Genomic DNA, 18,416 nt, shown 5'->3' with positions numbered 1-18,416 from the left:
CTTCATGCCGGAGGAAGTCAGTCCTGTCGACCTCGCGGAGCTGACACTGGTCGAGGCGGAACTCGACAAGCGGTGGCCCGAGACGAAGATCGAGCCGTCCCTCACCCGGATCGCGGCCCTGATGGACGTGCTCGGTTCGCCGCAGCACGGCTATCCCGCCATCCACGTCACCGGCACCAACGGTAAGACGTCGGTGACGCGGATGATCGACGCGCTGCTCACGGCGCTGCACCGGCGCACCGGCCGCACCACCAGCCCGCACCTGCAGCTCGCCACCGAGCGCATCAGCATCGACGGGCGCCCGGTGTCGCCCCGCCGGTACGTCGACACGTACCGGGAGATCGAACCGTACGTGCAGATGATCGACCAGCAGTCGCAGGCGGCCGGCGGCCCGGCGATGAGCAAGTTCGAGGTGCTCACCGCGATGGCGTACGCCGCGTTCGCGGAGGCACCCGTCGACGTCGCCGTCGTCGAGGTGGGTCTCGGCGGGCGTTGGGACGCAACCAATGTCATCGACGGCGAGATCGCGGTGATCACCCCGATCAGCCTCGATCACGCCGAGTATCTCGGCGATGACCTGGCCGGGATCGCCGAGGAGAAGGCCGGCATCATCAAGAAGGGCCGCGAGGACGCGCTCGTGCCCCGCGACGCCGTCGCGATCCTCGCCGAGCAGACGCCGGAAGTGATGGAGGTGCTGCTCCGCCGGGCCGTCGAGGTGGATGCCGCGGTCGCGCGGGAGGGCTCCGAGTTCACGGTGCTGGCCCGGCAGATCGCGGTCGGCGGCCAGCAGCTCGAACTCCAGGGCCTCGGCGGGGTCTACACCGACATCTTCCTGCCCCTGCACGGGGAGCACCAGGCGCGTAACGCGTCGCTCGCGCTCGCGGCCGTGGAGGCGTTCTTCGGTGCGGGCCCGGAACGGCAGCTCGACCAGGAGGCCATCCGGGAGGCGTTCGCCTCGGTCGTCAATCCGGGCAGGCTCGAACGTGTGCGCAGCGCCCCGACCGTCTTCCTCGACGCCGCGCACAACCCGGACGGGGCTCGTGCGCTCGCCGCCGCCCTGACCGCCGAGTTCGACTTCCGCAAGCTGGTCGGCGTCGTCAGCGTGATGGGGGACAAGGACGTCGACGGCATCCTGTCGGCGCTGGAACCGGTGTTCGACGAGCTCGTCGTGACGAACAACGGTTCGGCGCGGGCCATGGACGTCGACGATCTCGCCAATCTCGCGGTCGCCAAGTTCGGCGACGAACGCGTCGTCGTGGCGCCCACACTCGCGGACGCGCTGGAAACGGCCATCGGACTGGCCGAGGAGGTCGCCGAGCCGGGTGAAGCAGTATCGGGGGCGGGCGTCGTGGTCACCGGATCCGTGGTGACCGCCGGTGCGGCCCGCACCCTCTTCGGAAAGGACCCAGCGTGAGCGAGCCAGACTCGAGTGCTTCGGAACCGGAGTTCGGGCCGCCGACCAAGGACCCGTGGAAGGGATTCCGCGGTGTGGTCGCGGGATCTCTGATTCTGGAAGCGATCGTGGTGCTTCTCGCCCTGCCGGTCGTCGCGACGGTCGGCGGCGGACTGACCTGGTGGTCCGGAACGTACCTCGTGGGGCTGGCGGTGCTCATGATCCTCGGGGCGGGCCTGCAGGGCCGCCCCTGGGCGATGAAGTACAACCTGTTGTTGCAGGTGGGGCTCCTGCTCGGGTTCTTCGTCCACGTGTCGATCGGCTCGGTCGGAGTGGTCTTCGCCATCCTGTGGGGATACCTTCTCTACTTCCGCCGGAATGTCCGCCAGCGAATGGAGCGGGGCCTGCTGCCGGGGCAGCGGGGCTGACCATTTAGGCTGTGCGCCGTGACTGAGCGCACCCTTGTACTGATCAAGCCCGATGCCGTTGCCCGCGGATATGTAGGAGAAATCCTCGGTCGTATCGAGCGGAAAGGTCTGACGATCTCCGCGCTCGACCTGCGCACCGCTCCCGGCGACATCGCAGCCGCCCACTACGCCGAGCACGAAGGCCGCCCGTTCTACCCGGGCCTGCTGGAATTCATCACGGGCGGCCCGCTCGTCGCGGCAGTGCTCGAAGGTCCGCGGGCGATCGCGGCGTTCCGTCAGCTCGCCGGCGGCACCGACCCCGTCGAGAAGGCCGTTCCGGGCACGATTCGCGGTGACTTCGGGCTCGAAGCCCAGGAGAACCTGGTGCACGGCTCCGACTCGGTCGAGTCCGCCGAGCGCGAGATCGCCCTCTGGTTCCCGCACCTCGCCGCCAACTGATCTACCTCTCCACCCACCCCTCGACCCACCGGCCTGCCCTCCGGGCCGGCGGCGCCCTCGCGTGCGGAACATGTTCCAGACCGATACGTGCGCCGCTGGCACGGACTGCGGCACACGTGTGGGATACTGAGGGTGGTCGGACCGCAATTTGTGCACCACGTGGCTTCGACCGGATGACACCACGGCTCGATGCCCTTCATCGCTGCCCCTGCGTCAACAGGAAATACCTGGGCGTTTCGGCACGCTGGATGATCAGGCGCTCGCGCCGCGGACGACGGCCATCCGCAAGGCACTACATGGGTGTGCAGTGAAAACGGACACTGCACGCGCTGTGTGGAGCGAGACCAGACAATCTCGCGCTCACATCTGGGGCGCGAGTACACACACTGCGCCCTCGCGTGGCCGCGTGACACCCCCAGACACGGGAGTGGACGCGCCCGGGGGCTGAGGAGACTACGTGGCCGATCAAGCGCCGCCCACAAATTCAGAGCCGAACGAATCGGCCACCGCCGGGAGCGCGGTTCCCGCTCTTCCGGAGAAGATTCGCGTTCACGCCCTCGCGAAGTTGCTGGGCGTGACGAGCAAGCAGGTTCTCGCCGAGGCTGCGGCCCTCGGAACCGAACTGCGCAGCGCGCAGTCGAGCCTGCAACGCGACGTCGCCGAGCGTGTGCACGCAGCTTTCACCGCTGCGCAGAACGCTCCCACCGAGCCACCCGCAGCGGCCGAACCGGCCGCGGAGACCCCGGCCGCCGAACCGGTCGCGGAAACCCCGGCCGCCGAACCGGCCGTCGAGGTCGCGCCGGAACCGGTCGCGGCTGCCGACGTCGAGGAAGCGGCGGTCGAGCAGACTCCCGCTCCGGCGGTTCCCGCCGAGGAAACTCCCGCCCAGGAACCCGTCGCGGAGGAGGCCGCGGTTTCCGAGCGCGACCTCGGACGTGACCTGTTCACCACCGCGTCCTACCAGGTCGAGGCGCCCGCCGCCGAGCCCGCCGTGGAGACCCCGCCCGCCGTCTCGCAGGTCCCGCTCTTCCTGCAGCCCGACCTCGCGGCGGTCGAGACCCCGCCGCGTCGCCGCCGCAGTCGCCGGGACGCCGGGACCCCGGAACCCACCACCGAGCAGCCGCCCGTCGTCGAATCGCACGACGAGGTGCCCGAGACCGCGAAGGCCACGGACACCGGAACCGCCGAGACCGAGACGGACGAGTCCGACGTCGACGGCGACCAGCCGCGTCGTCGTCGCCGCGGCCGTCGCGGCCGTGGTCGCGGACGGGGCGAACAGCAGAACGAGCAGGACACCGACACCGACACCGAGGGTCCCGAGGCCGAGGAATCCGCGCGGGAATCCGCGCGCGAGGAGAAGGTCGCCGAGACACCGGCTCGGGAGCTCGAAGAGAAGCCGAAGAAGGAATCCGAGGAGAAGCCCGCTGAGGCCGAGCAGGCCGAGGCGGAGTCCGGTGACGAAGAGGCCGGTGAGGGCGACTCCGACGGGTCGAGCCGTCGCCGCCGTCGCCGTCGTCGTCGCAAGTCCGGTGGCGAGGGGGCGGGAGAGGCCACGTCCGAGGACGATCCGCCGAACACCGTCGTCCACGAGCGTGAACCTCGCAACAAGAGCCGCTCGAAGGACGAGGTCCAGGGCATCACCGGTTCGACGCGGCTCGAGGCGAAGCGTCAGCGTCGCCGTGACGGCCGGGATGCCGGCCGCCGGCGTCCGCCGATCCTCACGGAATCGGAGTTCCTGGCCCGCCGCGAGGCCGTCGACCGCGTGATGGTGGTGCGCGACCGCATCGCCACCGGGCAACCGCACGCGACGACGCAGGTCGCCGTGCTCGAGGACGGCGTCCTCGTCGAACACTTCGTGACCACGTCGGCGTCGGCATCGATGGTCGGCAACGTGTACCTCGGACGCGTCCAGAACGTGCTGCCCAGCATGGAAGCCGCGTTCATCGACATCGGCCGCGGCCGCAACGGCGTGCTGTACGCGGGTGAGGTCAACTGGGAGGCCGCCGGGCTCGGCGGCAACTCCCGCAAGATCGAGCAGGCTCTCAAGCCGGGCGATCAGGTGCTGGTTCAGGTCAGCAAGGACCCGGTCGGGCACAAGGGTGCGCGGCTGACCACGCAGATCAGTCTCGCGGGCCGCTTCCTGGTGTACGTGCCGGGCGGCACGTCCACCGGCATCAGCCGCAAACTCCCCGACACGGAGCGCAAGCGCCTCAAGGACATCCTGCGCGACATCGTGCCCTCGGACGCCGGAGTCATCATCCGGACCGCGTCGGAGGGTGTGAGCGAGGAGGAACTCGCTCGCGACGTGAAGCGCCTGCAGGACCAGTGGGCCGGGATCGAAGCGCAGGCCGCGAAGGCGGAATCCGGCAAGTCCGGTAACCCGCAGGCCCTGTACGAGGAGCCCGACCTTCTCGTGAAGGTCATCCGCGACCTGTTCAACGAGGACTTCTCCAAGCTCGTCATCGAGGGCGAGAAGGCCTGGTCGACGGTCGAGTCGTACATCAAGTCCGTGGCCCCCGATCTCATGCCGAGGCTCGAGCAGCACACGTCGGACAACGGTGTCGACGTCTTCGTGGCGCACCGCATCGACGAGCAGCTGGCGAAGGCGCTCGACCGCAAGGTCTGGTTGCCGTCCGGCGGCACGCTCGTGATCGACCGCACCGAGGCCATGACCGTGGTCGATGTCAACACCGGCAAGTTCACCGGTGCCGGCGGAAACCTCGAGGAGACCGTCACCCGGAACAACCTCGAGGCGGCCGAGGAGATCGTCCGGCAGATGCGCCTGCGCGACATCGGCGGCATGATCGTCGTCGACTTCATCGACATGGTGCTCGAATCGAACCGCGACCTCGTGCTGCGACGGCTGACGGAAGCCCTGGGCCGGGATCGCACCCGCCACCAGGTGTCCGAGGTCACGTCGCTCGGTCTGGTCCAGATGACGCGGAAGAAGTTGGGCACCGGACTGGTCGAGGCGTTCTCGACGACGTGTGAGCACTGCCACGGCCGGGGCATCCTCGTCCACGCCGAGCCGATCGAGGTGAAAGCCTCCGAGGACAACGGTGCGCGCGGCGGGTCGTCCCGCGGCGGCGACTCCGGTGGCTCCCGCAAGAAGCGGGGACGCGACAAGTCGTCCGGCGGGGAGACGTCGCAGCCTCCCGTGCACGAGGAGACCCCGACGGTGGACGCCACCGTCAAGCGGGCCCACCCGGTCGCTCTCGCGATGGCACACCACCATCACGAGGAGGAGGCCGCGCACGCACACAGCGGGCACGAGGCGGAATCCGCCGCGCAGCCCGCGGCGGCGGTTCCCGAGCCCGAGCAGCCGGTCGCCGTGGAGGCGGAGACGCCGGCGGCTGACCTGCCCGGCATCGAAGAAGCCGTGGCCGAGGCCCCGGCAGCGGTCGCCGCGGAAGCCGTCGTGGCACCCGAGGCGGAGGAAGTCGTCGTCGAGGAAGCTGTCGTCGAGGAAGCCGTGGCCGAAGAGCCGGTCGTCGAACCTGCGCCGGCCGAAGAGGCTCCGGTCGCCGAGACCCCGGAACCCGTCGTGGAGCGCGAGCCCGAGCCCCAACCGGAGCCGGTGGCCCCGCCGCGGCGCAGGAGTCGTCGGGTGTCGAGGGCAGCGGCCGCGCCGGTGTCCGAAACCCCGAGCGCCGGGACCGTGTTCGTGATCCCGACATCGGAGACCGGCGCGGAGCACGCACCGGAGCCGGAACCGGCCATGTCGGCTTCGGCCGTGAGCGGACCGCCCGCGTCCTCGCCCGACGGCGCGGATGCGCAGGCAGCGCCGCGCAGGCCGCGGCGCCGCCGGGCGGCGGCACGTCCCGCCGGCCCGCCGGTGGACGCCGACAACTGACGAGGGAGCGCGGGAAGGCAATCGACGCCGGTTTGTACGGAACGGTTGCCTTCCTGTAACCTTGACCAGTCGCTACTCGGCGATGAAGGTCAGCTGTGCCCTCACCTGTGAAGGCTGCGCGATCTCGACCGAGCTAGCCGTCACACCAGACCAGTCGCGCACACTGTGGCGCGAGCAAGTTCGAAGAAGCAAGGGGTAGCCCTCCGATGGCAACGTACGCGATCGTCAAGACCGGCGGAAAGCAGTACAAGGTCGCTGTTGGTGACCTCGTCAAGGTCGAGAAGATCGAGGGTGAGCCCGGCACTGCTGTCTCGCTTGCTCCCGTTCTCGTCGTCGACGGATCCGATCTGACGACCGACGCCGACAAGCTGGCCAAGATCTCGGTCACGGGTGAGGTCGTCGAGCACACCAAGGGCCCGAAGATCCGGATCCACAAGTTCAAGAACAAGACCGGCTACCACAAGCGTCAGGGCCACAGGCAGAAGCTGACGGTCCTCAAGGTCACCGGCATCAAGTAGCTAGAGCTTCAGAGCTGATTTCACCCGAGGAGGGTCAAGAACATGGCACATAAGAAGGGTGCATCCAGCTCCCGTAACGGTCGCGATTCAAATGCTCAGCGACTCGGCGTGAAGCGTTTCGGCGGCCAGTCCGTCAGCGCCGGCGAGATCCTGGTGCGTCAGCGCGGAACCCACTTCCACCCCGGCGTCAACGTCGGTCGTGGCGGCGACGACACGCTCTTCGCGCTCTCTGCCGGTGCCGTCGAGTTCGGCACCAAGCGTGGACGCAAGACCGTGAACATCGTTCCGGCGGCGGCAGAGGCCTAGTCCTGCCGCGAGTATGCATCGTCCCGTGAGGGACGTTTCAAGCTCCCAATAGGGGCGGACCTGGGTCGAGATACCCGGTCCGCCCCTATTGTTTTTTTCAAGAGTGAGATCAACACAATTGGCTGAGGAAGGATCCGGCAGTCATGTCCCGATTCATTGACCGCGTCGTGCTGCACGTCAGCGCCGGAAAAGGCGGCAATGGCTGCGCCTCCGTACACCGGGAGAAGTTCAAACCACTCGGTGGCCCGGATGGCGGCAACGGCGGGCGTGGCGGTGACGTCGTGCTCGAGGTGGACGGCAACGTCCACACCCTCCTCGACTTCCATTTCCACCCCCACGCGAAGGCCACCAACGGCAAGCAGGGGATGGGGAGCAACCGTGACGGCGCCCAGGGCGACGACCTGATCCTGAAGGTCCCCGACGGCACCGTCGTCCTCGACGAGGACGGGCGTATCCTCGCCGACCTCATCGGTGTCGGCACCCGCTTCGAGGCCGCCCAGGGTGGCCGCGGCGGACTCGGCAACGCGGCCCTGTCGTCGAAGGCGCGCAAGGCGCCGGGCTTCGCGCTCCTCGGTGAGGACGGTGTCGAGCGGGAACTGGTCCTCGAACTGAAGTCCGTGGCCGATGTCGGGCTGGTCGGGTTCCCGTCGGCGGGTAAGTCCTCGCTCGTGTCCGTGCTGTCGGCGGCGAAGCCGAAGATCGCCGACTACCCGTTCACGACGCTCGTGCCGAACCTCGGTGTGGTGTCGAGCGGCGACACCACGTTCACGGTGGCCGACGTGCCCGGGTTGATCCCCGGCGCGAGCGACGGCCGCGGGCTCGGACTGGACTTCCTGCGCCACCTCGAGCGGTGCGCCGTGCTGGCCCACGTCGTCGACTGCGCGACGCTCGACCCGGGCCGCGACCCGATCTCCGACATCGACGCACTCGAGGCGGAACTCGCCGCGTACAAGGGCGCGCTGTCCGGCGACGCCGGGCTCGGTGACCTCGCGGACCGGCCCCGCATCGTGATCCTGAACAAGGCGGACGTGCCGGAGGCGGCCGAGCTGGCCGAGATGGTCACCCCCGATCTCGAGGCCCGCGGGTGGCCTGTCTTCACGATCTCGGCTGTCAGCCGAGAGGGATTGCGCCCGTTGACGTTCGCGCTGGCGAAGCTGGTTGCGGACTACCGTGAGGCGCACCCGAAGGCCGAGCCGAAGCGTCAGGTGATCCGCCCGGTGATCGCGAACGAAAACAGCTTCAGCGTCGTCGCCGACCCCGAGATCCCCGGTGGGTTCATCGTCCGCGGCACGCGGCCGGAGCGCTGGGTGCGGCAGACGCAGTTCGACAACGACGAGGCCGTGGGCTACCTCGCCGACCGCCTCGCGCGACTCGGCGTGGAGACCGAGCTCGTCAAGCAGGGTGCGGAGCCGGGAGCGTCCGTCACGATCGGCAACGTGAGCTTCGACTGGGAGCCCCAGACACCGGCCGGCGTCGATCTCACCCGCACCGGCCGCGGTACCGACCCGCGTCTGGATCAGGTCGAGCGCATCGGCGCGACCGAACGCAAGCACGCATCCAGGGTCCGTCGCGGTCTCGAAGGCCTCGACCCCGAAGACCAGTGAGCGCCACCCGGCGCACGATCGCGTCGGCGGGCAGCATTGTCGTGAAGATCGGATCGTCCGCGCTGACCAGTCTGGTCGGCGGGCTCGACGTCCGTCGCCTCGACGAGCTGGCCGATGCGATCGAGGCACGGATGCGTGCCGGTTCCGACGTGGTCGTCGTGTCGTCCGGGGCCGTGGGCGCGGGTCTGGCTCCGTTGGGGCTGACCAAGCGGCCGCGGGACCTGGCGACGAAGCAGGCCGCCGCGAGCGTCGGCCAGCTGGCGCTGGCCCACGCCTGGGGCACGTCGTTCGCCCGGTACGGGCGCACCGTCGGGCAGGTGCTGCTCACCGCGGACGACATCGCCCGCCGCGCGCAGCACCGCAACGCGCAACGCACTCTCGACCGCCTGCGCGCGCTGCACGCGGTCGCGATCGTCAACGAGAACGACACCGTCGCGACGGCGGAGCTGCGCTTCGGCGACAACGACCGGCTCGCGGCGCTGGTCGCGCACCTGGTCGGCGCCGACGCGCTGGTCCTGCTGTCGGATGTCGACGGGCTGTACGACGGCGACCCCCGCAAGGGCAATGCGACGCTGATTCCCGAGGTGAACAGCCCTGAGGATCTCGACGGGGTGGTCGCAGGCTCGGGCGGCGCTCTCGGCACCGGCGGGATGGCGTCCAAGCTGTCGGCAGCGCGCCTCGCGGCCGATGCCGGCGTGCCCGTGCTGCTCGCCGCCGCCTCGGACGCCGGGGCAGCGCTACGGGACGCCGGGGTGGGGACGGCATTCGCGGCCCGGCCGTCCCGGTTGTCGGCGCGCAAGTTCTGGGTACGCCACGCCGCGGACGAGCAGGGGATCCTGCACATCGACGAGGGCGCTGTGCGTGCCGTCGTCACCAAACGGCGGTCGTTGCTGCCCGCGGGGATCAGCGCGGTGTCGGGGCGGTTCTACGGCGGCGACGTCGTGTCGCTCCTCGGCCCCGACGAGCGTCCCGTGGCCAGGGGTGTCGTGGCGTACGACTCCGCCGAGATCAGCGACATCCTGGGCAAGTCGACCCAGGAACTGCCCGCGGAGATGCAGCGCCCCGTCGTCCACGCGGACGATCTGGTGCCGCTCTGACGGTCACGCGGGCAGCGCGGAGGACGCGTCGAGCAGTGCGGTGAGTGCCTCCGAGCAACCGGCGTGGAGGGTGAGGGTGGCGAACTCGTCGCCGCGTGTCGTCCCCCTGTTGACGATGACGATGGGGATTCCGCGCTTGGCGGCGTGCCGGACGAACCGCAGTCCCGACATGACGGTGAGCGACGAGCCGGCCACCAGGAGCGCCTCGGCCTCGTCGACCACGTCGTAGGCGGCGGCGACCCTCGGTTTCGGGACGGATTCGCCGAAGTACACGATGTCGGGTTTGAGAAGTCCGCCGCACGCCTCGCAGTCGACCATCCGGAAATGCCCGGTGCTGGTGATCACCGCGTCGGCGTCCGGTGCGATCTCCACTCCCCGTGCGGCAGAGACGGTTTCGGCGAAACCGGGGTTCGCACGCTCGAGCCGGTCGGCGAGCGTCGCCCGCGAGATCAGGGCGTCGCACGCCAGGCACCGGACTTGGGCGTACGTGCCGTGCAGGTCGATCACCCGGCGACTGCCGGCCTTGGTGTGCAGCAGGTCGACGTTCTGGGTGATGACGGCACGCGCGACACCGGCCCGTTCGAGCCCCGCCAGCGCGCGGTGGCCCGTGTTGGGCCGGGCGGCGTCCATGTGCCGCCAGCCGAGGTGGTTGCGCGCCCAGTAGTGGCGGCGGAAGTCGGGGTCCCCGGTGAACTGCTGGTACGTCATGGGATTGCGCGGCGGCGACTCCGGACCCCGGTAGTCGGGAATTCCGGAGTCGGTCGAGATGCCGGCGCCGGTGATCACACACAGGCGCCGGCCACCGAGTACGTCGATCAGTCGGGCGAACACGCACTCCAGGGTAGCGCCGGCTCAGTACCCGACGACAGGATCGATCAAAGCGGTGAGATTCTCACCTGCGACGAAGCGGGCGACGTTCAGCGCCACGTGCTCGGCGAACGCCGGGGGCCGGACCGCAGGCGGGTTGGAATCGTGCGGGGTGATGATCACGTTGGGCAGATCCCACAGCGGGTGGCCGTCGGGAAGCGGCTCGGGATCGGTGACGTCGAGTCCCGCACCGCCGATCGTTTTGTCCCGCAGCGCTTTCACCAGTGCGTTGGTGTGCACGAGCGAGCCGCGCGCGACGTTGATCACCCACGCGGTCGGCTTCATCTGCGCGAACTCCGCCGCCCCGACCAGATGGTGCGTGGCGTCGGTGGCGGGAGCCCCGATCACGAAGTGGTCCGCGCGGGCCCACACCTCGCCGAGACGGGTGGTGGGGAGCGTCTCGATCGCGCCCGGCACCGGGCTTCCGGAGCGATTCACCGCGATGACGTCGGCCCCGACACCCGCGAGCATCGGGATCAGTGCCCGGCCGATTCCGCCGGCACCCACGATCGCGACCGTGGTGCCCCGCAGGGTGCCGATCTTCGAGAAGAACTCCTGCTGACGCCAGGTCTTCGCCTCGAGGTGCTCCGGTAGTGCCCGCACCCCGGCCAGCAGCAGCGTCAGAGCGTGCTCGGCGACGGTGGCGGCGAACGCGCCCGCCGCCGACGTCCACAGCACGGTGGTGTCAGGTCTGATCACCTTCGCGGCGAACCACTCCTCGACACCCGCGGAGTTCAACTGCACCCAGCGGATGTTCTCGGGAAGCGGGTCCGGGAACCCGATCGGACCCGCGGTCCAGACCAGGGCGTCCGCGGACTCGAAGGGTGCCACACGGGCGCCGCCCCGGCGCACCGCATCCTCGAGGAGCGGGTCCGGGGCGGGTCCGATGGCTATAGCTGGAACAGCAGCGTCGTCGGCCATGGGGTCGAACTTACGCGGGAACCTCGACCAACGGGTAGACACCGTTTTCGTCGTGGACCTCACGCCCGGTGACGGGCGGGTTGAACACGCACAGCATGCGCATTTCGGTGTCGGGCTCGACACGGTGACGCTCGTGACCGTTGAGCAGGTACATCGAACCGGGGCCGAGTTCGTAGACCTTGTCGTTGTCGAGGTCGATCAACTTGCCGGTTCCCTCGACGAGCCAGACGGCCTCGACGTGGTTGGCGTAATGGAACTCGTTGACCGAGCCCGCCTTGATCGTGGTCTCGTGGAACGAGAAGCCCACTTTGTCGCCGCCGAGGATGATGCGCTTGCTGCGCCAGTTTCCGTCCTCGCTGGTGATGTCGCGCTCGGTGTCGGTGATTTCTGCGGTGGTGCGAACGATCATGTGAGTGTCAGTCCTCTCTCTAGCTGCAAACCTTGCCGGTGGCGTCGGCGAGAATCGCGAGTCCGTGGTCCAGTTCCTCGTCGGTGATGGTGAGCGCCGGCAGGAGCTTGACCACCTCGTCCGACGGTCCGGAGGTCTCCGCGAGCAGGCCCTCGTCGAAGGCGAGCTTGCAGACCTTGCCCGCGTTCTCCGGCTCGTCGAACACGAGGCCCTGGACGAGGCCGCGACCGCGGGTGGAGATGGAGCCCTCGAACTGGTTCGCCAGATCGGTGAACGCCTGGTGGATCTTCTCGCCCTTTTTCAGCGTCGACTGGTGAAGGGTGTCGTCGGACCAGTAGTGGTCCAGCGCCACCTTCGACGTGACGAACGCCGGGTTGTTGCCGCGGAACGTGCCGTTGTGCTCGCCCGGTCCCCACACGTCGAGCTCACGCTTGAACAGCGTCAGCGCCATCGGCAGGCCGTAACCACCGATCGACTTCGACAGGCAGACGATGTCCGGGGTGATGCCGGCGATCTCGAAGGAGAAGAACGGCCCGGTGCGTCCGCAGCCCATCTGGACGTCGTCGACGATCAGCAGGATCTCGCGCTCGGCGCACAGGTCCGCGAGGGCGCGCAGCCACTCGGCGCGGGCGACGTTGACGCCGCCCTCACCCTGCACGGTCTCGACGATCACGGCGGCCGGACGGTTCAGGCCACTACCCGAGTCGTCGAGCACGCGGCGGAACCAGTGGAAGTCCTCGGTGACTCCGTCGAAGTAGTTGTCGAACGGCATCGGGGTGGCGTGCACCAGCGGGATTCCGGCGCCGGCGCGCTTCATCGAGTTACCGGTGACAGACAGGGCGCCGAGCGTCATTCCGTGGAAAGCGTTGGTGAAGTTGATGATCGACGAACGACCCGTCACCTTGCGCGCCAGTTTCAGTGCGGCCTCGACCGTGTTGGTGCCGGTGGGTCCGGGGAACTGGACCTTGTAGTCGAGACCGCGGGGTTTCAGGATCTTGTCCTGGAACGTCTGGAGCAGGTCGCGTTTGGCCACGGTCGACATGTCGAGACCGTGCGTGATGCCGTCGCTGACGATGTAGTCGACGAGCGCCGACTTCAGGACCGGGTTGTTGTGGCCGTAGTTCAGCGAACCGGCACCGGCGAAGAAGTCGAGGTAGTCGCGACCGTTCTCGTCGCGGATCCACGATCCGGACGCCGACTCGAAGACGGCGGGCCAGCCGCGGCTGTAGCTGCGAACCTCGGATTCGAGGTTGTCGAAAATGTTCGTATCGAAGTTAGTCATGTTGCTGCATTCCTCCGGGGCATGCTCTTAGCCGATCGTGTACAGATCTTCGGCTTCGTGTCCATCGGGAAAATCGTTTGGGGAGAACAGTTCTTGCTTGTTGATCGCCGTGTCTCGGCGACGCGCCAATGCTGTGAACAGCGCGATCGAGGCCTCGTTGTCGGGGCTGATCGTCGTTTCGAGATGGGTAATCCCTTCGGGTGCAAGTCGGTCGAGCAGCGCGCTCAGCATGCGACCTGCAATTCCCTTGCCGCGCTGGTCTGCGTCTACGGCTACTTGCCAGACGAACAGCGTCGCTGGGGCTTCGGGGCGGATGAACCCTGATACGAAACCCACGACGCGCTCGTCAACGACTGCGACGACCGACGAGCGGCTGAAATCTCTACACCACAACAGGTATGCGTAGCTCGAATTGAGATCGAGCACTTCCGTGTTCCTGGCGATCTCCCAGAGCCGGACTCCGTCAGTGATCTCTGGACTTCTGAACAACACCGCGTCCGGCGCGGTGGTCGGGATGGCACTCTTCTGAACAGGCGTCATTGGAAATTCGAACCTAACAACCATCCCCTTCGATTTCACGTGCCTCGCGAAATTGGACAGTTCAGGTGGCGGAGCCTTGCAGGTGAGACGTGCAAAGTGATGCTCATCACATTATGTAACTTTTGGGTGAATCGCAAGCGACACACTTCGCCTATTTGAGACTCGCGAGCGCGAAGGGGAGGACCGACGCGGCACCCGCCGCGCGCAGCGTCCTGGCGGCCATCGTGAGGGTCCAGCCGGTGTCCGTGAGGGTGTCGACGAGCAGCACCGGACCGGCGCCGTCGGGAAGGCCGGGGACCTCCCAGGCGTCGACGAGCCCGGCCACCCGGTAGGCGGAGTTGGCCGCGGACACCGGCGGATGCTCCGGGCGCAGCCGCAGAACTCCCAGGTCGGTGAGGCGTCCGACGGCGGCGAGTTGCCCCGCGATCGAGGCCGACAGGAGAGGATGGGTGGCGGATTCGACGGCCATGACAGCGGTGGGCCGCTCGGTCCAGTCCCAGGAGGCCAGCACCTGGATGCAGGCCTTCAGGACGGCGTCGGGGGCGGGCCCGTCCGGTTCGTCGAGCAGGGAACGCAGCCGCTGACCCCAGCCCAGGTCGGACAGCCGGCCCAGGACGCGCCCCGGTTCGGGGCCATCCGTGATCTTCCCGGACAGCGTCACGCCGAGCTTCGCGAGGCCCGTGGGCCACTGTTTACGGGGCGCCAGGTCCACGCCTGGGCGCTCGAGGCGCGTTCTGGTCTGTTGCACCGCCTCGGCGTCCACGGTCGCGTCGTGGCGCACTCCGGTGCAGTTGTCGCACCGCCCGCACTCCGAGGCGCCCGCCGCCAGACCCGGATCGTCGAGCTGCTCGCGCAGGAACGCCATCCGGCACGTGGTGATCCGCTGGTAGTCGATCATCGCCTGCTGCTCGGACTCGCGGGCGCGTTCGAGGCGTTCGTACCGGTCGGCGTCGTACGTCCAGGGCTCCCCGGTGCCCACCCAGCCGCCACGCACCCGGCGTACGGCACCGTCCACGTCGAGGACCTTCAGGACCATCTCGAGCCGGGTGCGGCCCAGCTCCACCAGCGGCTCGAGCGCCTGCGTGGACTGCGGCCGCTCGGTGTCGAGGACCTCGATCACCCGCCGCACCACGTGCTCCCGGGGGAACGCCACCGAGGCGAAATAACTCCAGATCTGCCTGTCCTCGGATCCGGGCAGCAGGATGACCTCGGCGCGGTCGGTGGACCGTCCGGCACGCCCGACCTGCTGGTAGTAGGAGATGGGGGACGACGGCGCACCGAGGTGCACGACGAACCCCAGGTCGGGCTTGTCGAACCCCATGCCGAGCGCGGACGTCGCCACGAGGGCCTTGACCCGGTTGCCGAGCAGGTCCTGCTCGAGGGTCTCGCGCTCGGCGGCGTCGGTTTGCCCGGTGTATGCGGCGACCGTGTGGCCCTGCTCGGACAGCAGGCTCGCCAGATCCCGGGCCGCCGACACGGTGAGTGCGTAGATGATGCCCGAGCCGGGCAGGCTGTCGAGCTTCTGGGCGAGCCACGCGGCCCGGGCGGTGGCCTCCGGAATCTGCACGACCGACAGGTGCAGCGACTCGCGTTCGAGGCCGCCGCGGAGGACGAGGGTTTCGGCGCCACCCACCCCGAGCTGCGTGGAGACGTCGGAGACGACGCGGTCGTTCGCCGTGGCCGTGGTGGCCAGGACGGGGATTCCCTCGCCCAGTTCGGCGATCAGCGTGCGGATCCGCCGATAGTCGGGACGGAAGTCGTGACCCCAGTCCGACACGCAGTGCGCCTCGTCGACCACGACGAGGCCCGCGTCGGCGGCGAGGGAGGGGAGCACCTGGTCGCGGAAGTCGGGATTGTTGAGACGCTCGGGGCTGACCAGCAACACGTCGAGTTCGTTGTCCGCGACCCGGGCGTGGATGTCGTCCCACTCGGTGACGTTGCCGGAATTGATGGTGGCGGCGCGCACGCCCGCCCGCTCGGCGGAGGCCACCTGGTTCCGCATGAGGGCCAGGAGCGGCGACACGATGACCGTGGGGCCGTGCCCGTGCGCCCGCAGGAGCTTCGCCGCGATGAAGTAGACCGCCGACTTGCCCCAGCCCGTCCGTTGGACGACCAGCGCCCGTCTGCGGCCCACCACGAGCGCCTCGATCGCCGTCCACTGGTCGTCGCGGAGGGTGGCGTGCTCGCCTGCCAGCTCGCGGAGCAGCCGTTCGGCCTCGTCACGTAGTGCGGGTTCGGTGGCGGTCGTCATGCCCCCATGGTGCCCGACACGGGTGACACGGAGGATCCGGGCGGCGGCAGGAGCGCTCAGCCGGGCAGTGCCGCCTCGATCTCGGCCAGGGTCGGTGACGACGTGGACGCGCCTCGGCGGGTGGTGGCGAGCGCGCCCGCCGTGCATGCGAACGGGACGGCGGCCGCGGGCCCGCGCCGCCACGAGATGGCCAGGGCGCCGGCGAACGCGTCGCCCGCCCCGGTCGTGTCGACGACCTCGACCTCGGGGGAGTCGGCGTGGATCGCGGTGCCGTCGCTGCCCGCGTAGTCCGCGCCGGACGACCCCCGCGTGGTCACGACGTGGGCGAGGGCGCCGATGACCTCGGCGCCGAGTTGCCCGGCCTCGGTCTGATTGACGAGGAGTACGTCGACCAGCTCGACGAGTTCAGGCGGAAGTGTCTGCGCCGGTGAGGGATTCAACATCACGACGGTACCGTGTGCCGCGGCGTGCGCCGCCGCGGCCAGCACGGTGCCCAGAGGTATCTCGAGTTGGCAGAGCAGGACGTCGGCGTCCGCGACGGCCGCGAGTTCGGCCGTCGTCAGGTCCACCACGGTGCTGTTGGCGCCCGCAACCACGACGATGCTGTTCTCACCGGCGGCGTCGACGGTGATCGCCGCGATCCCGCTCGGCCCGTCCACTTCGCGCAGGTACCGCGTGTCGACCTCGGCGTCCACCAGGGCCTGCCGCAGGTCGAGAGCGAACACGTCGGAGCCGACGGCGCCGATGAACGTCACGGCGCCACCGGCCCGCGCCGCGGCGATCGCCTGATTGGCGCCCTTGCCACCGGGGGTGGCGGCAAAGGCGTTGCCCAGGATCGTCTCTCCCGGCGCGGGCAACCGCTCGGCCGCCGTCAGCAGGTCCATGTTGATGCTGCCGACCACGGCGACCCTGGGAGCGGACATATCCCGAGACTAACCCGCGTCGGCGGCTGCCGTCTCCTGTGCGGGTGTCGCGGACGCGTCGCCCTTGGTGCGGCGGAGACGCTTCAGGATGCGGCGGGCCTCGGCGTCCGTGGCCACGGCGGGCGGCGAACCCTCCAGCGGCTTCCGGGCGGTCTCGGAGATGAGCAGAACCGCGATACCGCCGATGACGGCCGCGACCATCATGTACATCGGCGCGACGAGGTCACTGCCCGTCGCGTCCTGCAGCGCCGTGAGGACGAGGGGGGTGGTGCCACCGAAGATCGACACCGCGAGGTTGTATCCGATCGCCAGCCCGCCGTAGCGGATTCCGGTGGGGAACAGCGCGGGAAGGACCGACGGGAAGACGCCGACGAACAGCAGCAGCAGCCCGCCGAGCATCGCGAGGCCGACGAAGACGGTGAAGTAGTGCCCGACACCGATCAGCAGGTACGCGGGCAGCGACAGCGCGAAGAATCCGACGAAACCGGCCAGCAGCAACGGTTTACGACCCACCCGGTCGGACAGCTTTCCGACGAAGCTGATGCACACCATCATGATGAGCATCACGATGATCATGAGGACGAGGCCGTGCGACTCGTCGTAGCCGAGCGTGTTCGACAGGTACGTCGGCATGTAGCTGAGCAGGCCGTAGTGCGCGATGTTGTACGTGGCGACCAGGATGACGCAAAGCACCAGCGGACGCCAGTTCTCCACCAGGGTCTCGCGCAGTTTGCGTCCCGTGGATTCGTCTGCGAGCGAACGCTCTTCGGCCTGCTCCATCTGCTGGAACGCAGGCGTCTCCTCGAGCCGCAGCCGCAGGTAGAGGCCGATCAGGCCGAGCGGACCGGCGAGCAGGAACGGAATTCGCCACGCCCAGTCCACCAGCGCGTCGGCGCTGACCACGGTGCTGATGACGGTGACCAGGCCCGCGGCCGCGACATACCCCGCGAGGGTTCCGAATTCGAGGAAGCTCGAGAAGAACCCGCGGCGCTTGTCCGGCGCGTACTCGGCGACGAACGTGCTGGCACCGCCGTACTCGCCGCCCGTCGAGAATCCCTGCACGAGCCGGAACAGCACCAGCAGAATCGGCGCCGCGAGCCCGATGGATCCGTAACTCGGGATCAGGCCGATGGCGAACGTGCTGCCCGCCATCAGGATGATCGTGGTGGCGAGCACCTTCTTGCGGCCGATCCGGTCACCGAGCGGACCGAAGAACAGCCCACCGAGGGGACGGACGATGAACGCCGCGGCGAAGATCGCGAACGTCGACAGTAGCTGTGCGGTACCGCTGGCCTCGGGAAAGAACACCTTGCCGATGGTGGTCGCGAGGTAGGCGTACACGCCGAAGTCGAACCACTCCATGGCGTTACCGAGCATGGTGGCCTTGACGGCTCGTTTGACGGAGGCCTCGTCGGTGACCGTGACATCAGGTGATTCGGCCACCTCGGCCGACGTGATCGAGTGATCTGGTGCATTCATGTCGTGCGCTCCCCAGCGCAGTTATCACCCGCGCGGGGCACGTACCTGATGCACGCATCTTTTCGTCGCCCGCACGGCGATTGCTGGTCGGGTTCGGCAACCCACGG

Annotated in this window: 16 protein-coding genes; 8 read left to right on the top strand and 8 right to left on the bottom strand. The window is 68.8% G+C overall.

Going from position 1 to position 18,416, the window contains the following annotated elements; genetic code table 11:
- Positions 1-4: 4 nt before the first annotated feature.
- From folC to proB, 8 genes are all read left to right on the top strand, one after another.
- Positions 5-1,414, top strand: a complete 1,410-nt coding sequence (folC, locus tag QM806_RS05255) for a bifunctional tetrahydrofolate synthase/dihydrofolate synthase (protein WP_283290722.1) — start codon at positions 5-7, stop codon at positions 1,412-1,414.
- Complete coding sequence (locus tag QM806_RS05250) at positions 1,411-1,821, top strand: DUF4233 domain-containing protein (RefSeq protein WP_005248087.1); 411 nt, start codon at positions 1,411-1,413, stop codon at positions 1,819-1,821. Before folC ends, QM806_RS05250 begins: the two co-directional genes overlap by 4 nt.
- Before the next feature lie 18 nt (positions 1,822-1,839).
- Complete coding sequence (gene ndk / locus QM806_RS05245; RefSeq protein ID WP_005248085.1) at positions 1,840-2,259, top strand: nucleoside-diphosphate kinase; 420 nt, start codon at positions 1,840-1,842, stop codon at positions 2,257-2,259.
- A gap of 457 nt (positions 2,260-2,716) precedes the next feature.
- Complete coding sequence (locus tag QM806_RS05240; protein WP_064080189.1) at positions 2,717-6,112, top strand: translation initiation factor IF-2 N-terminal domain-containing protein; 3,396 nt, start codon at positions 2,717-2,719, stop codon at positions 6,110-6,112.
- Positions 6,113-6,318: 206 nt separating this feature from the next.
- The gene (gene rplU / locus QM806_RS05235) at positions 6,319-6,630 is read left to right on the top strand and encodes a 50S ribosomal protein L21 (RefSeq protein WP_005248081.1); all 312 of its coding nucleotides are present in this window, start codon (positions 6,319-6,321) and stop codon (positions 6,628-6,630) included.
- Between the two features lie 42 nt (positions 6,631-6,672).
- Positions 6,673-6,936: a 50S ribosomal protein L27 gene (gene rpmA, locus QM806_RS05230; protein WP_005248077.1), complete on the top strand. Its 264-nt coding sequence runs from the start codon at positions 6,673-6,675 to the stop codon at positions 6,934-6,936.
- Positions 6,937-7,079: 143 nt separating this feature from the next.
- A complete protein-coding gene (gene obgE / locus QM806_RS05225; RefSeq protein ID WP_005572497.1) occupies positions 7,080-8,540 on the top strand; it encodes a GTPase ObgE in 1,461 nt (486 codons plus the stop codon).
- Entirely contained in the window at positions 8,537-9,637 is a 1,101-nt protein-coding gene (proB, locus tag QM806_RS05220; RefSeq protein ID WP_005261297.1) for a glutamate 5-kinase, read from the top strand. Before obgE ends, proB begins: the two co-directional genes overlap by 4 nt.
- A gap of 3 nt (positions 9,638-9,640) precedes the next feature.
- On the opposite strand, the gene QM806_RS05215 is transcribed toward proB, so the two are convergent.
- The 8 genes from QM806_RS05215 to QM806_RS05180 all read right to left on the bottom strand — a co-directional run bounded on the left by QM806_RS05215 (position 9,641) and on the right by QM806_RS05180 (position 18,309).
- Positions 9,641-10,468, bottom strand: a complete 828-nt coding sequence (locus tag QM806_RS05215; protein ID WP_065491745.1) for an NAD-dependent protein deacetylase — start codon at positions 10,466-10,468, stop codon at positions 9,641-9,643.
- Positions 10,469-10,489: 21 nt separating this feature from the next.
- Positions 10,490-11,425, bottom strand: a complete 936-nt coding sequence (locus tag QM806_RS05210; protein WP_005575166.1) for a D-isomer specific 2-hydroxyacid dehydrogenase family protein — start codon at positions 11,423-11,425, stop codon at positions 10,490-10,492.
- Between the two features lie 10 nt (positions 11,426-11,435).
- A complete protein-coding gene (locus QM806_RS05205) occupies positions 11,436-11,834 on the bottom strand; it encodes an ectoine synthase (protein ID WP_005261294.1) in 399 nt (132 codons plus the stop codon).
- 19 nt (positions 11,835-11,853) lie between these two features.
- Complete coding sequence (gene ectB, locus QM806_RS05200; protein ID WP_005575164.1) at positions 11,854-13,116, bottom strand: diaminobutyrate--2-oxoglutarate transaminase; 1,263 nt, start codon at positions 13,114-13,116, stop codon at positions 11,854-11,856.
- A 27-nt stretch (positions 13,117-13,143) separates the two neighbouring features.
- Positions 13,144-13,656, bottom strand: coding sequence for a diaminobutyrate acetyltransferase (ectA, locus tag QM806_RS05195; RefSeq protein ID WP_005575162.1), 513 nt, complete (start codon positions 13,654-13,656; stop codon positions 13,144-13,146).
- A 151-nt stretch (positions 13,657-13,807) separates the two neighbouring features.
- Entirely contained in the window at positions 13,808-15,907 is a 2,100-nt protein-coding gene (locus QM806_RS05190; RefSeq protein ID WP_005575160.1) for a RecQ family ATP-dependent DNA helicase, read from the bottom strand.
- Positions 15,908-15,963: 56 nt separating this feature from the next.
- Positions 15,964-16,830, bottom strand: coding sequence for a ribokinase (locus QM806_RS05185; RefSeq protein WP_283290624.1), 867 nt, complete (start codon positions 16,828-16,830; stop codon positions 15,964-15,966).
- 9 nt (positions 16,831-16,839) lie between these two features.
- Positions 16,840-18,309, bottom strand: a complete 1,470-nt coding sequence (locus tag QM806_RS05180) for an MFS transporter (RefSeq protein WP_005561353.1) — start codon at positions 18,307-18,309, stop codon at positions 16,840-16,842.
- Positions 18,310-18,416 lie beyond the last annotated feature (107 nt).

It is taken from the genome of Rhodococcus sp. IEGM 1351 (assembly GCF_030056875.1).
Lineage (GTDB): Bacteria > Actinomycetota > Actinomycetes > Mycobacteriales > Mycobacteriaceae > Rhodococcus_F > Rhodococcus_F opacus.
Note: the sequence above shows the minus strand (reverse complement) of the source record. Positions and strands in the feature narration are given on the sequence as shown.

What these genes read in the sequence shown, in the direction of transcription:
- folC (WP_283290722.1), top strand. Translation starts at nt 5, where the DNA reads ATGCCGGAGGAAGTCAGTCCTGTCGACCTCGCGGAGCTGACACTGGTC.
- rplU (WP_005248081.1), top strand. Translation starts at nt 6,319, where the DNA reads ATGGCAACGTACGCGATCGTCAAGACCGGCGGAAAGCAGTACAAGGTC.
- rpmA (WP_005248077.1), top strand. Translation starts at nt 6,673, where the DNA reads ATGGCACATAAGAAGGGTGCATCCAGCTCCCGTAACGGTCGCGATTCA.
- obgE (WP_005572497.1), top strand. Translation starts at nt 7,080, where the DNA reads ATGTCCCGATTCATTGACCGCGTCGTGCTGCACGTCAGCGCCGGAAAA.
- QM806_RS05210 (WP_005575166.1), bottom strand. Translation starts at nt 11,425, where the DNA reads ATGGCCGACGACGCTGCTGTTCCAGCTATAGCCATCGGACCCGCCCCG.
- QM806_RS05205 (WP_005261294.1), bottom strand. Translation starts at nt 11,834, where the DNA reads ATGATCGTTCGCACCACCGCAGAAATCACCGACACCGAGCGCGACATC.
- ectB (WP_005575164.1), bottom strand. Translation starts at nt 13,116, where the DNA reads ATGACTAACTTCGATACGAACATTTTCGACAACCTCGAATCCGAGGTT.
- ectA (WP_005575162.1), bottom strand. Translation starts at nt 13,656, where the DNA reads ATGACGCCTGTTCAGAAGAGTGCCATCCCGACCACCGCGCCGGACGCG.
- QM806_RS05190 (WP_005575160.1), bottom strand. Translation starts at nt 15,907, where the DNA reads ATGACGACCGCCACCGAACCCGCACTACGTGACGAGGCCGAACGGCTG.
- QM806_RS05185 (WP_283290624.1), bottom strand. Translation starts at nt 16,830, where the DNA reads ATGTCCGCTCCCAGGGTCGCCGTGGTCGGCAGCATCAACATGGACCTG.
- QM806_RS05180 (WP_005561353.1), bottom strand. Translation starts at nt 18,309, where the DNA reads ATGAATGCACCAGATCACTCGATCACGTCGGCCGAGGTGGCCGAATCA.